The organism is Cellulophaga omnivescoria (assembly GCF_027915275.1).
Taxonomy (GTDB): domain Bacteria; phylum Bacteroidota; class Bacteroidia; order Flavobacteriales; family Flavobacteriaceae; genus Cellulophaga; species Cellulophaga omnivescoria.
The window spans coordinates 1824241-1836904 of sequence record NZ_CP115819.1 but is presented as its reverse complement, the minus strand read 5'-3'; the positions used below and the strand labels follow the sequence as shown (position 1 = coordinate 1836904).

The 12664-nt window shown below is 32.8% G+C and carries 12 protein-coding genes and 1 pseudogene; 10 read left to right on the top strand and 3 right to left on the bottom strand.

The features are described 5' to 3' along the window. Positions 1–69: 69 nt before the first annotated feature. Positions 70–1056, top strand: coding sequence for a sugar phosphate isomerase/epimerase family protein (locus PBN93_RS08205; RefSeq protein ID WP_271081886.1), 987 nt, complete (start codon positions 70–72; stop codon positions 1054–1056). A gap of 20 nt (positions 1057–1076) precedes the next feature. Then, on the top strand, positions 1077–2213 hold the full coding sequence (locus PBN93_RS08200) for a Gfo/Idh/MocA family protein (protein WP_271081885.1): 1137 nt from the start codon (positions 1077–1079) through the stop codon (positions 2211–2213). Positions 2214–2286: 73 nt separating this feature from the next. Here the strand turns inward: PBN93_RS08200 and PBN93_RS08195 are convergent, their stop codons facing one another. Continuing rightward, positions 2287–2748, bottom strand: coding sequence for an ASCH domain-containing protein (locus tag PBN93_RS08195; RefSeq protein WP_077401307.1), 462 nt, complete (start codon positions 2746–2748; stop codon positions 2287–2289). Between the two features lie 191 nt (positions 2749–2939). Here PBN93_RS08195 and PBN93_RS08190 point away from each other — a divergent pair, with 191 nt between their 5' ends. From PBN93_RS08190 to nadD, 6 genes and pseudogenes are all read left to right on the top strand, one after another. Continuing rightward, the gene (locus PBN93_RS08190) at positions 2940–3992 is read left to right on the top strand and encodes a sugar phosphate isomerase/epimerase family protein (RefSeq protein ID WP_271081884.1); all 1053 of its coding nucleotides are present in this window, start codon (positions 2940–2942) and stop codon (positions 3990–3992) included. Positions 3993–4020: 28 nt separating this feature from the next. Further along, entirely contained in the window at positions 4021–4779 is a 759-nt protein-coding gene (locus PBN93_RS08185; protein WP_271081883.1) for a 3-keto-disaccharide hydrolase, read from the top strand. 2 nt (positions 4780–4781) lie between these two features. Next, on the top strand, positions 4782–5591 hold the full coding sequence (locus PBN93_RS08180; protein ID WP_271081882.1) for a 3-keto-disaccharide hydrolase: 810 nt from the start codon (positions 4782–4784) through the stop codon (positions 5589–5591). Between the two features lie 148 nt (positions 5592–5739). Beyond that, complete coding sequence (locus PBN93_RS08175; RefSeq protein ID WP_077401298.1) at positions 5740–6597, top strand: YicC/YloC family endoribonuclease; 858 nt, start codon at positions 5740–5742, stop codon at positions 6595–6597. Further along, positions 6597–7163: pseudogene (gmk, locus tag PBN93_RS08170) on the top strand (guanylate kinase); the annotation flags it as partial. The gene PBN93_RS08175 and the pseudogene gmk, both read left to right, overlap by 1 nt. Before the next feature lie 27 nt (positions 7164–7190). Further along, complete coding sequence (nadD, locus tag PBN93_RS08165; protein ID WP_271081900.1) at positions 7191–7778, top strand: nicotinate (nicotinamide) nucleotide adenylyltransferase; 588 nt, start codon at positions 7191–7193, stop codon at positions 7776–7778. A gap of 4 nt (positions 7779–7782) precedes the next feature. Here nadD and PBN93_RS08160 read toward each other — a convergent pair whose 3' ends face one another. After that, positions 7783–8817, bottom strand: coding sequence for a YiiG family protein (locus PBN93_RS08160; RefSeq protein WP_077401290.1), 1035 nt, complete (start codon positions 8815–8817; stop codon positions 7783–7785). Positions 8818–8982: 165 nt separating this feature from the next. Here PBN93_RS08160 and PBN93_RS08155 point away from each other — a divergent pair, with 165 nt between their 5' ends. Next, entirely contained in the window at positions 8983–11439 is a 2457-nt protein-coding gene (locus PBN93_RS08155; RefSeq protein WP_271081881.1) for a zinc-dependent metalloprotease, read from the top strand. Between the two features lie 71 nt (positions 11440–11510). Here PBN93_RS08155 and PBN93_RS08150 read toward each other — a convergent pair whose 3' ends face one another. Beyond that, the gene (locus tag PBN93_RS08150) at positions 11511–12224 is read right to left on the bottom strand and encodes a DUF6503 family protein (RefSeq protein WP_271081880.1); all 714 of its coding nucleotides are present in this window, start codon (positions 12222–12224) and stop codon (positions 11511–11513) included. Between the two features lie 91 nt (positions 12225–12315). Between PBN93_RS08150 and PBN93_RS08145 the strand changes: the two genes are divergently transcribed. Further along, positions 12316–12660: a hypothetical protein gene (locus PBN93_RS08145; RefSeq protein ID WP_271081879.1), complete on the top strand. Its 345-nt coding sequence runs from the start codon at positions 12316–12318 to the stop codon at positions 12658–12660. Positions 12661–12664: the final 4 nt, after the last annotated feature.

Sequence of the window (12664 nt, the reverse complement as noted above, 5' to 3'; positions counted from 1 at the left end):
TAAATATTGAGGGTAACGTACTATAACGTTATAGTTGATGTAAATTCCTAAAAATTAAATATCTAAAAAATGAAAGTTAAAAAACTAGTTAAACAGAGTGTTAAATACCCATTAATTTTACTTGTTTTTTGTTTTGCATCTTGTAAGGATGCTCCTAAAAAAAATGAAGAAGCAAAAGAAGAAGTTGCAGTAACCAACACCGAAGAGCAAAAACCATTTTTTAAATTATCATTAGCGCAATGGTCTTTACACAAACAAGTTTTTGATGGTGGCAATCCTTATGATTTTGCAGAAAAAGCTAAAAGCCTTGGTTTTACTGGCTTAGAATATGTTAGCGCCCTGTATAATGATGTTAAAGAAGCAAACTATTCTGATGAAGCTATGGCGCAATTTATTGCAAAATCTAACGAAGCTGCAAAAAAACACGGAATGACAAATGTATTGATCATGATTGATGGTCAAGGAGACCTTGCATTGGCAGATAAAACCGAACGCAAAAAAGCAGTAGAAAATCATTACAAATGGGTTAAAGCAGCAGCAGAAATGGGCTGTCACGCCATACGCGTAAATTTATCGGGCTCTACTAATGAACAAGAATGGGTTACTAGTTCTATAGACGGATTAAAACAACTTGGTACTTTTGCCAAAGAACATAACATTAATGTTATTGTAGAAAACCACGGTGGTCTATCTTCTAATGGCAAACTACTATCAGAAGTTATGAGCCAAGTTAATATGGATAACGTAGGCACACTGCCAGATTTTGGAAACTTTTGCATAAAAAAATCAGAAGAAGGCTGTGAAGAAATGTATGACAACTACAAAGGTGTTACTGAGTTAATGCCTTATGCAAAAGCTGTTAGCGCAAAGTCTTATAATTTTGATGCTGAGGGTAAAGAAACTAAAATTAACTATTCGAAAATGCTACAAATAGTAAAAGATGCAGGTTACACAGGGTTTATTGGTGTTGAGTATGAAGGTGATGAAAAAGGTGAAGAAGAAGGTATTATTGCAACAAGAGATTTATTAGTTAATGCTGCAAAAAACTTAAAATAAAAAATTAAAAAAACACTTGTATGAGTAAAAAAATAAGACTAGGAATACTAGGCGGTGGCGGAGATTCTTTAATTGGTGTTTTACACAGAGTAGCTTCATTTATTAATGATAATTACCAAATTACGGGCGCTGTTTTTAACCCTAATTTACAGGATAGTTTAAACTTTGCAAAGCAAATAGATATCCCTACAAACAGAATATATAAAGACTTTGATACCTTAATTGAAGAAGAGTTAAAATTACCAACCGAAGAAAGAATACAGGTTTGCTCTATACTTACACCTAACTTTTTACATTTTCCTATGGCAAAAAAGTTATTAGAGAATGGATTTCATGTTATTTGTGAAAAACCAATGACAACCACTTATGAAGAAGCTAAAATTTTACAGGCTACACTAGAAAAAGCAGGTACTATTTTTGCCGTTACACATACCTATACAGGCTACCCTATGGTACGCCAAATGCGTGAAATGATAAAAGCTGGGGCCATAGGAAACATCCAAAAGGTAGATGCACAATACTACCAAGGTTGGATAAACCCTATAATACATGAAAAAGATAAAAGAACAAGTACTTGGCGATTAGACCCAGAAAAATCTGGAATTAGTTGTTGTATGGGAGATATTGGAGTACATGCGTTTAACATGATAGAGTACACAACTGGTATGCAAATAAAATCTTTATTATCAGATTTAAACTATTTGTACGAAGATAATAAAATGGATATTGATGGTACAGCACTTGTACGCTTTAACAGTAATGCAAAGGGCATAATAAGAGCTAGCCAAATAGCCACTGGTGAAGAAAACGGACTTACCATTAAAATTTATGGTAACAAAGGTGGATTAAAGTGGGAGCAAGAAAATCCAAATTACTTATATGTTATGAGTGACGACAAGCCTTTACAGGTTTACAAACCTGGTCACGCTTATAACTCTGATTTATCTTTAGACGGAACAAAGTTACCTCCAGGACACCCAGAAGGTATTTTTGATGCTATGGCAAATATCTATTTAGGTGTAGCCAGAGCCGTAAGAGGAGAAGAATTTAATGACGGTGAATTTCCTACAATGTTAGACGGTGTGCGCGGACTAAACTTTATACAAAGTAGTGTAACGTCTCACCAAAAAGGAAATATTTGGGTAGATTTAGATTAATTCACCAAGCTTATACAAAACAAAAACCACACTTTTAAGTGTGGTTTTTTTGTACGTATTTTTTTTGATTTTTTTAAAAAACTTTTTCAAATTCCTCACAAACTACAATCATACTATCTGTGGGTACACGCTTAAATTCTGCCAACTCTCTTTTGTAGTAGTCCACATGTGTTGTTTTCCAATATTTTAAACTTTTATCTCCCTCACCTTCTTTTTGCGCATACGCTTCATCAATACTAAATAAAGGTTTTAATTTAACAGCTGTAGTACGCACAATACATTTTGCTTGTCCGCTCCAATCAGTAACAATTCTAAAATCGCCAATTTTAGGTAAAGGTTCTTTACGTAATTGCAAACCCAATAAAGAATGTGTAGTTGCTTTTTTAACCCCTTTTTCAACAAGTGTAGCACACTCATTAGCATCTTTTTCATTATCGCAGAAATGTTCCACTTTAGGGTCTTTTACAAAAGCATCTTCTAAATGCTTATCTAAATAATCTCCCCATAAATTTTTAGCCGATCTATTGTTTTCCACAGATATAGATTTATATTTTTATTTCAATACAGGTTTTATGTTGTTCGTTACACAAAACCTCTCAATTCATATAAAAAAGACCACCTATTCGGTTACAAATTATTATATTTATAACTTGGGTTATTCCTCTTTATAACCTTATAAATTAAACGTTAAATATAGCATTAAATTACATAATATAAACACATAAAATGAAGACAATAAAAGGCCCATCGGTATTTTTAGCACAATTTGTAGACAGCAAAGCTCCTTTTAACTCCCTAGATGGCTTATGTAAATGGGCGGCCAACCTTGGTTACAAAGGCATACAAATACCTACTTGGGAAACTTTTTTAATTGACTTAGATAAAGCAGCAGAAAGTCAAGAATATTGTGACCAACTAAAAGCAAAAGTAAACTCTTACGATTTAGAAATTGCGGAGTTATCTACTCATTTACAAGGACAATTAGTTGCTGTACACCCAGCTTATGACGTTATGTTTGATGGTTTTGCTCCAGAACATTTGCGCGGAAATCCTAAAGCAAGAACAGAGTGGGCTATAGAAACAGTTAAAAAAGCTGGTACTGCCAGTAGGAGACTTGGCATTAAATCACATGCTACTTTTTCCGGTGCACTACTATGGCACACAATGCATCCATGGCCACAGAGACCTCCTGGGTTAGTAGAACTTGGTTTTGAAGAACTTGCAGAAAGATGGTTACCAATATTAGATCATTTTGACAAAGAAGATGTAGACATATGCTACGAATTACACCCAGGAGAAGACCTGCATGATGGTGATACTTTTGAGCGTTTTTTAGAGGCCACAGGAAATCACAAGCGGGTTAATATTTTATATGACCCAAGTCATTTTGTACTACAACAGTTAGATTATATAGCCTTTATAGATCATTATCACCCATATATAAAATCTTTTCATGTAAAAGATTCTGAATTTAACCCAACCGGAAAAAAAGGAGCTTTTGGCGGCTATAATGATTGGATAGACAGAGCAGGTAGATACAGATCTTTAGGAGACGGACAAATAGATTTTAAAACTATTTTCTCTAAACTAACGCAATACGGATGCGATGTTTGGGCTACTATGGAATGGGAATGTTGTATTAAAAGTCCAGAACAAGGTGCAATAGAAGGTGCTAAATTTATAAAAGATCATATAATTGAAGTTACTGATAAGAAATTTGATGATTTTGCCGGAGCAGAAACAGACAAAGAAATGCTTAAAAAAATGCTTGGTATTTAAAAAATACAACAAACAACAATTACTACTTATGAAAAATACATTACTAATAATTTGCCTATCTGCTTTAGCCCTTAGTTGCAAAGAAAAAGCTACCCAAAATACTAAAAAGGAAATTACTGCAGAAAACGCCATTAAAAAAGATGAACCTAAAGAAAATAAATGGAAGGTTTTATTTGATGGTAGTAATCTAGACAATTTTAAACTATACGGTAATGACAATACTATAGAAAACTGGAAAATAGAAGGTGATGCTTTAGTGTTTTACCCTCCAACAGACAGGCCAAAGGACACACACTATAACATTGTAACAAAACAAGAGTATACAAATTTTGTTTTGACTGTAGATTGGAAAATATCTGAAGGAGGAAATAGTGGTATTTTTTGGGGAATTAAGGATGATGGAACTTATTCACAACCTTATGAAACAGGCTTAGAGGTACAGGTATTAGACAACAATAAGCACCCAGATGCTAAAAATGGCACAGACCGACAAGCGGGTGCTTTGTATGATTTAGTTTCCCCTAGCAAAGACGCCACAAAGCCAGTAGGAGAATGGAACACAACTGTTATTACAATAAATCATAAAACCAACAAAGGTAGTTCTATACTAAACGGTGTTACCGTAGCAGAATTCTCTTTAAGCGGAGAGGAATGGAACAATATGCTTAAAAACTCAAAATTTAACGGTTGGGACGGATTTGCAAAATACAAAAGAGGCAAAATAGGCCTACAAGACCACGGAGATATAGTATCATACAGAAACATAAAAATTAAAGAATTAAATTAAGCATGAAAAAAATTATCTGGTCTATTTTAGGGCTTCTAATTATTAGCTGCCAAGAGAAAGCAACAGTAGAAACCCCTGAAACCAAATCTGAAGTAGATTACATAATCTATGAGGAATACAGTGGCACAGAACCTACAAAACCTGAAGAAACAGAATTATACAAACCAGTACCGCCAACAGTTACACCTGCAAAAAATAATGCCGCTCCTAGTGATGCTATTGTATTATTTAACGGTAATAACTTAGACCAATGGTTAAGCATAGATGGTAAAACAGCTCCGTGGGATATAAACCAAGAAGATGGTTTTTTTACCGTTAAAGATAAATCTGGAGATATTAAAACCAAAAAAGAATTTGGAAGTATACAATTGCACCTAGAATGGATGTCTCCAAAAGAAATTTTAAGAGACGGCCAAAACCGAGGAAATAGTGGTGTTTTTTTTCAAGACAGATATGAGATTCAAATATTAGATAATAATAACAATGATACTTATGTAAACGGACAAGTAAGCTCTGTATACAAACAACATATCCCACTTGCTAAAGCCTCTGTACCAACAGGAGAATGGAACACTTATGACGCTGTGTACCACGCACCAGAATTTAATAAAGCTGGTAAAAAAATAAAATCTGGAACACTAACACTTTTACATAATGGAATTCTAGTTTTAGACCACGTAGAAATTAAAGGTACAACACCTTATATTGGATGGCCTAAAAACGAAGCTCACGGCAAAGCCCCTTTAAGATTGCAAGATCACGGGGACAATAGTAGAGTTAGCTATAGAAATATTTGGGTAAGAGAACTGTAAGTACCCTACACTTAATATAAAAATCTGTTTATTCTAAATAAGCAGATTTTTTTTATGTTTTTTTTAAAATAGTGAAATAGAGTTAATAAGATAAGCTCTTAGTCTCAACTAGTATAGTTTATTTATATTTGCATAAAATTTACAATATATGATTCAGTCCATGACCGGATTTGGAAAACACGTAGTGCAACTTCCATCAAAAAAAATTACCATTGAAATTAAGTCTTTAAACAGCAAAAGTTTAGACCTAAATGCACGTATGCCATCTGCATACAGAGAAAAAGAATTGGAGTTACGCAAAACTATTGCTAACGGTTTACAAAGAGGTAAAATAGACTTTAATCTTTATATTGAAAGCACAGGTGCAGACACATCTTCGCAAATAAATGAAGTAGTGGTTAAACAATATATGCAACAATTAAAAAGCATAGCAGAAGGAGATGATGTTAAGCTTTTAGAAATGGCTTTACGTTTGCCAGATGCTATGAAAACAGAGCGTGAAGAAATTGACGCTGATGAATATAAAGCAATACAAAATACATTAGCAGAAGCTTTAAAAGAAATTAACGTGTTTAGAACTGAAGAAGGTGCTGTTTTAGAGCAAGATTTTAAAGACCGAATTTCTTCTTTAGAAAACTTGCTACAACAAGTAATTGCTATAGACCCAGATAGGCAAACTGCGCTGCGTGAGCGTTTAGCAAAAGCTGTGTCTGATCTAAAGACCGAAGTAGACAAAAACAGGTTTGAACAAGAACTTATTTACTATTTAGAGAAATATGATATTACAGAAGAAAAAGTTCGTTTAGCAAACCACTTAACATACTTTACTACAACCATTAACTCTTCAGATTCTAACGGAAAAAAACTTGGGTTTATTTCTCAAGAAATTGGGAGAGAAATTAACACCATAGGCTCTAAAGCTAATTACGCTCCTATGCAACAATTAGTTGTGCAAATGAAAGATGAGCTTGAAAAAATTAAAGAACAAATGCTAAATGTTTTATAATGAAAGGCGGCAAACTTATCATATTTTCAGCACCATCTGGTAGTGGCAAAACAACTATAGTTAGGCATTTATTGGCCAAAGAACATTTAAATCTAGCTTTTTCTGTTTCTGCTACATCTAGACCAAAAAGAGGAAAAGAAAAAAATGGAGAACACTACTATTTTTTATCTTTATCTGAATTTAAAAATCATATAAAAAACGATGATTTTTTAGAGTGGGAAGAAGTATACCGAGATAACTTTTACGGAACTTTAAAAACAGAAGTAGAGCGTTTATGGGCCGAAGGTAAAAACGTTATTTTTGACATTGATGTAGTTGGAGGCTTACGTATAAAAAAGAAGTTTCCAGAACAAACGCTTGCTGTATTTGTTAAACCACCTAGTATTGATGAACTAAAAATTAGATTAAAAAAACGCAGTACAGAGAGTGACGACAAAATTAATATGCGTATTGCAAAAGCCTCTGTAGAGCTAGCTACAGCCCCACAATTTGACACGGTTATAAAAAATTATGATTTAGATACTGCTTTAGCTGAAGCAGAAAAACTGGTTGAAGATTTTATTAGTAAACCAACTCCCGAAAAAAAGAATAGTATGAAAAAAGTAGGGTTGTATTTTGGAACTTTTAACCCCATACACTTAGGACATTTAGTTATTGCAAATCACTTGGTAGAATTTACAGATTTAAATGAAGTTTGGTTTGTGATTACGCCTCAAAGCCCGTTTAAAACAAAACAATCTTTATTAAGCAACCATCATAGATACCAAATGGTTTTAGAGGCTACTGAAGAGTACCCTAAACTAAAACCATCTAACATAGAGTTTAATTTACCACAACCAAATTACACGGTACACACTTTAGCTCATTTATTAGAGAAGTACCCTAGTGGGTATAATTTTTCATTAATTATGGGAGAAGACAATTTAAAGAGTCTTCATAAATGGAAAAACTATGAAGTAATTTTAGAAAACCACGATATTTATGTGTATCCAAGGGTTTCCACAGGTATAGTAGATCATCAATTTAAAAACAACCCTAAAATAAAAATGGTAACCGATGCTCCTATAATGGAAATCTCATCTACCTTTATTAGAAAAAATCATAAATTAGGAAAAAACATTACACCATTACTTCCTGCTGCGGTATTTAAATATATGGATGAAATGAATTTTTATAGGTAAGTTTTTAATTTATACTTCTGTATTCATTTACCATAGCAATAAATTCTAGTTCTAATTTTAAAGGAGAGCCATCTGCAGCAATGTTTGGATGATCTTTACCGTAATCAAAATCATTATTAGCTATTCGTAATTTTAAGCTAGTTAAACCCATTAAAATATTACCTAGATGGTTGGTAAAATTAGTAACAACTGGCATAGGCTTACCAAACTCTTTTACTATTAAATCTTGATTCTCTTTTAAACCCTCTAAAGCCACATATGCGGCTCTAAGCTCTTTTATTTTTTGATTAATTACTGTAAAATCTAAAGTTAAAAGTCCATCTACATCTCTACCACCTATTTCATTTAAAATAGCTTCTGCTGCGTTTATAGCACTAAACAAATTGTATTGTACAACAAGTTCTTGCTCCTTGTACTTTTCTTTTTTGTATTTTTCTACATCATCTTGTAATCTATAAAAAACTATAGACATATCATCAAAAGTAGAAAAGTAGTTACGGTAAGCCTCTAGTAATTTAATATGTAATTTTTTAGTCTTATTTTCATTAACAGGCACCACAATTCCCTTTTTATAATAAGCATCTACCTCTACTATTGTATTGTATAAAATTTCTGCTGTTTTATACACTAAAAGCATGTTAGCATCTACTTTTTTAATGGCAGGCCTGTGAACAATGGTAGACTTTAAAATGTTTAATTCTTCTAAAGGCAAACCAATTTTACTTTTTAAGTTTGTTGTACCATTAATTTCTTTTTGGTTTACCCAACTTAAATAGTTAGCATAAGACTTACGAACTTTATCATCATAGGTATTAAAAAATTCTATGTAATTGTTATACTTTATAACAAACTCGGTAGAATTATAAGAATCTTCTATAGTAGTAACTACAAGTTTTTGTTCTTCTGAAGAAAAAGGTTCTAATGAACTAGTAACAGTTTGCTTATCACTATCATCCTTGTCATCCTTTTCTTGCTTTACGTTTTTGCAGCTTACAAATACAAAAGCAATTAAACAGGTATGTACAAGGTAGTTTTTCATTTCTTATTTTTAATGTGGTGCAAAAATAAACAAAGTTATTATGTTAACTATCACGGCATACCGTGATTATTTATAATTGTTATGAACAATCTATTATTATATTAACTTTTTGCTAACAAACATACTTTTATACATTTATTATATTGTGAACCTAACAAACCACTAATGAAAAAAATACTCTTATTTTGCTTAGCAGCATCATTATTTTGTGCTACTAACACAACTGCCCAAAAAAAGAAAAAATCTAAAAAAGGCAAAATCGAACAAACAGCTCCTGCTCAAAAATCAAAAAAAGGAGACATTAAAAATTACAACCAAGTTGTAACCAACGATGCCATTACAGACAATGGACTATTTAAGGTACACAAAGTAGATAAAAAGTATTTGTATGAAATACCTTTTAGCAAGCTTGGCAAAGATATGCTGTGGGTTACTAGAATATCTAAAATACCTACAGGACTGGGTGGAGGTTATATGAACGCCGGGTCTAAAACCAATGAGCAATTAGTACACTGGGTACGTTTTCAGGATAAAGTTTTGCTTAAAGGTAAATCTTATGACAACGTAGCAGATAGTAGCAAAGCTATTAGCGCATCTGTTAAAGTTAACAACTATGAGCCTACATTATTTGCTTTTGATATTGAAGCTTTTAGTACAGACTCTACAAGTGTGGTAATAGATGTTACATCGTTATTTAGTACAGATGTACCTGCAATAAGTGGGTTATCTAGTAGATTAAGAAAAACCTACAAAGTAAAAAGACTAGACCCGCAACGTAGCTTTATAAACAGTGTTAAAAGTTTTCCTGAAAACATAGAAGTAAAACAAGACTTTACATTTAACGCCTCAGAACCATCTACACTTAGAGCAACAGAATCTATTAGCTTACAGATAAATCAGTCTATGATTTTGTTACCAGAGGAACCAATGCAACCACGTATTTTTGATCCCAGAGTTGGCTTTTTTACTGTTAGCCAATATGACTTTGGCAGTGATGAATTAAAGGCTGATGAAAAAACTTATATTAGACGCTGGAGGTTAGAACCTAAAGACCCAGAAGCATACGCAAGAGGAGAACTAGTAGAGCCGGTAAAACCAATAGTTTACTATTTAGATCCTGGCACACCAGAAAATTTAAAAGAATACATTAAACAAGGTATAGAGGATTGGCAGAAACCATTTGAAACTGCTGGTTTTAAAAATGCAATAATTGCACGTGATGCTCCAACACCAGAAGAAGACCCTGAGTTTAGTCCAGAAGACATTAGATACTCTATGATACGCTATGTTGCTAGTACAACAAGAAATGCAGTTGGCCCAAGTGTATCTGACCCAAGAAGCGGTGAAATTATTGAGAGTGATATTATTTGGTACCACAACCATTTACGTAGCTACCGAAATAGATATTTATTAGAAACTGGTGCTGCTAACCCTAATGCAAGAACACTAAACACAAACCCAAAAGAAATAGGTGATATGATGCGTATGGTAATAGCACATGAGGTTGGTCACGCATTAGGTTACCCTCACAATATGGCTGCTAGTTACGCATATCCTGTAGACTCTTTACGCAGCGGAGAATTTACTCAAAAAAATGGTATTGCAGCTAGTATTATGGACTACGCCCGCTACAACTACATAGCTCAACCTGGTGATAAAAACATAAGATTTATAAGACAAATGGGGCCGTACGACCATTATGTAACTAACTGGGGCTACCGATATTTAGAAGCCGATTCTCCTGAGGCAGAAGTACCTACATTAAACAAATGGATTTTAGAAAAAGCAGACAACCCTATTTATAAATTTGGAAGACAGTCTAGCCGTTTTGATCCGCAATCACAAACTGAAGGATTAGGAGACGACCCGGTTAAAGCAAGCACATACGGAGTAAAAAATCTTAAATATGTAGCAAAAAACCTTAGCAATTGGACATCTGACCAAACAAATAATTACGATGATTTAGAGGAATTATACGGAGAATTATTAGGCGTGTATAGCAGATACGTAGGGCACGTAGTTACAAACATTGGTGGTGTTTTTGAAAACTTAAAAACACCAAAACAAAACGGAACTGTTTATACAGCTTTAAGCAAAACAAAACAAAAAGAATCTATGAAATGGCTGCAAGACAATGTGTTTAGCACACAGTCATGGCTAGTAGATAACGCGATATTACAAAACATAGATTATGCCGGATACCCAGAAAACCTGCGAAAGGTACAAGCAAGACATTTAAATAGTGTTTTAAGCGCAGACCGCATAGGTAGACTTTTAGATGCAGAAACCACCAACAAAACATTTTACAGTGCTTTAGAAATGTTGTCTGACTTACGTAAAGGCATATGGAAAGAAGCCTACGTAGGTAAAAGCGCAGATATTTATCGTAGAAATTTACAGCGCACGTATTTAGAACGTATGGAAACTTTATTAAATGCGCAAAATAGCAGCAGATCTAATTTTAATATAACCACATCTGATATAAGCGCATTAGTTAGAGGGGAATTAAAAACCTTACGCTCTAAATTAAAAGTAGCAAAAAACGGAAGCATTAATACTGTTACACGCTACCATTATGAAGACGCTATTGCTAAAATAGAGCAAGCTTTAGAACCAAAATAGTCAATAAAAATATCATAAATATAAAAGGGTAATCTGTAAAGATTACCCTTTTGTATTTATATTCTTAAATGCTACTTTTTAGTTAGCACATCTGTACCTAGAAGTTTATTATCTTTATTGGTATACCAAGCTCTAACGGCTGGCATACGCACACCATTTATAATTTCTATATTAGACAATAAAATGTATTCTCCATCATTTTTAGACTCGTCATGAAAAAACTGATACATCTCCATATCTAAAGACTTAGGATTAAAATAAAAATACCACGTATCTTTACCCACTTCTTTATCATAAGTTACCTTAATAACCTTATACCACTTTTTATTAATTTTTTTAGAATAAAGCTTAGGGTCTACTATGGTACCTTTATCTTTAAGTTTCATTGGCAAACCGTATAAATAAGTATAATAGTTCCTCATAAAAAGCGCTCGTTTAGTGGTAAACTTAAACTTTTTTTGCTCTACATTATTTACAATTTGTCTGTCATCAACAAAAAAATGAACACTATCATTTACAATTTTAGTGGTGTGTTTTTTACCTTCTACAACATTAGACAATACAAAAGTGCTCTTAGGAATATTTATATGAATATCCGTTATCCTATCTTTTTTATTTGGCGTACTCATAGTAACAATCAAATCTCCTTTAAAAGTAGGCCAATTATTATTGGGATCATGATGTGCAATAACCTCATCTAAAAACTCCAAAGCATCAGTTTCTTGAGCTTTTAAATTTGCTAATGACAATATACAAAAGGTATAAATTAATAATTTGATATTCATATAAGTGTTTTTTTACAGTAACAGAGCCCCTAAAGTATAAAAAGTATTTTAAGTTTAATTAAAAATGCATAATTTGTAAGAAAAATACTCAATGAAAAAAATCTCACTTCTTATAGCTGTTTTAGGCATAATTACAACTAACACAGTAGCACAGCAGAAAAATAGATTTAAAATAGATTCCACACTAAACAACAAATCTATAAACAAAAGTTTTATTAGTCTTTACAAGAAAAACAACTCTGACACTTTCTCTAAATTTAAGGAGAACAATTTGTTAAAATACAAACAAATTGATTTTAAGAATACCGTCCCTTTTAAGCAAAAAGAAACATTTACATCTACAATGCCCATACACAAACCTAAGGGGAAGTTTAACGCCAGAAACATTAAAATAGACACTACTTACAATTATAGCCTAAAAATTATTAGATTATAGAAAT

Coding starts and splice junctions, on each gene's coding strand:
- PBN93_RS08205 (WP_271081886.1), top strand. CDS start 70: ATGAAAGTTAAAAAACTAGTTAAACAGAGTGTTAAATACCCATTAATT.
- PBN93_RS08200 (WP_271081885.1), top strand. CDS start 1,077: ATGAGTAAAAAAATAAGACTAGGAATACTAGGCGGTGGCGGAGATTCT.
- PBN93_RS08190 (WP_271081884.1), top strand. CDS start 2,940: ATGAAGACAATAAAAGGCCCATCGGTATTTTTAGCACAATTTGTAGAC.
- PBN93_RS08185 (WP_271081883.1), top strand. CDS start 4,021: ATGAAAAATACATTACTAATAATTTGCCTATCTGCTTTAGCCCTTAGT.
- PBN93_RS08180 (WP_271081882.1), top strand. CDS start 4,782: ATGAAAAAAATTATCTGGTCTATTTTAGGGCTTCTAATTATTAGCTGC.
- PBN93_RS08175 (WP_077401298.1), top strand. CDS start 5,740: ATGATTCAGTCCATGACCGGATTTGGAAAACACGTAGTGCAACTTCCA.
- nadD (WP_271081900.1), top strand. CDS start 7,191: ATGAAAAAAGTAGGGTTGTATTTTGGAACTTTTAACCCCATACACTTA.
- PBN93_RS08160 (WP_077401290.1), bottom strand. CDS start 8,817: ATGAAAAACTACCTTGTACATACCTGTTTAATTGCTTTTGTATTTGTA.
- PBN93_RS08155 (WP_271081881.1), top strand. CDS start 8,983: ATGAAAAAAATACTCTTATTTTGCTTAGCAGCATCATTATTTTGTGCT.
- PBN93_RS08150 (WP_271081880.1), bottom strand. CDS start 12,224: ATGAATATCAAATTATTAATTTATACCTTTTGTATATTGTCATTAGCA.
- PBN93_RS08145 (WP_271081879.1), top strand. CDS start 12,316: ATGAAAAAAATCTCACTTCTTATAGCTGTTTTAGGCATAATTACAACT.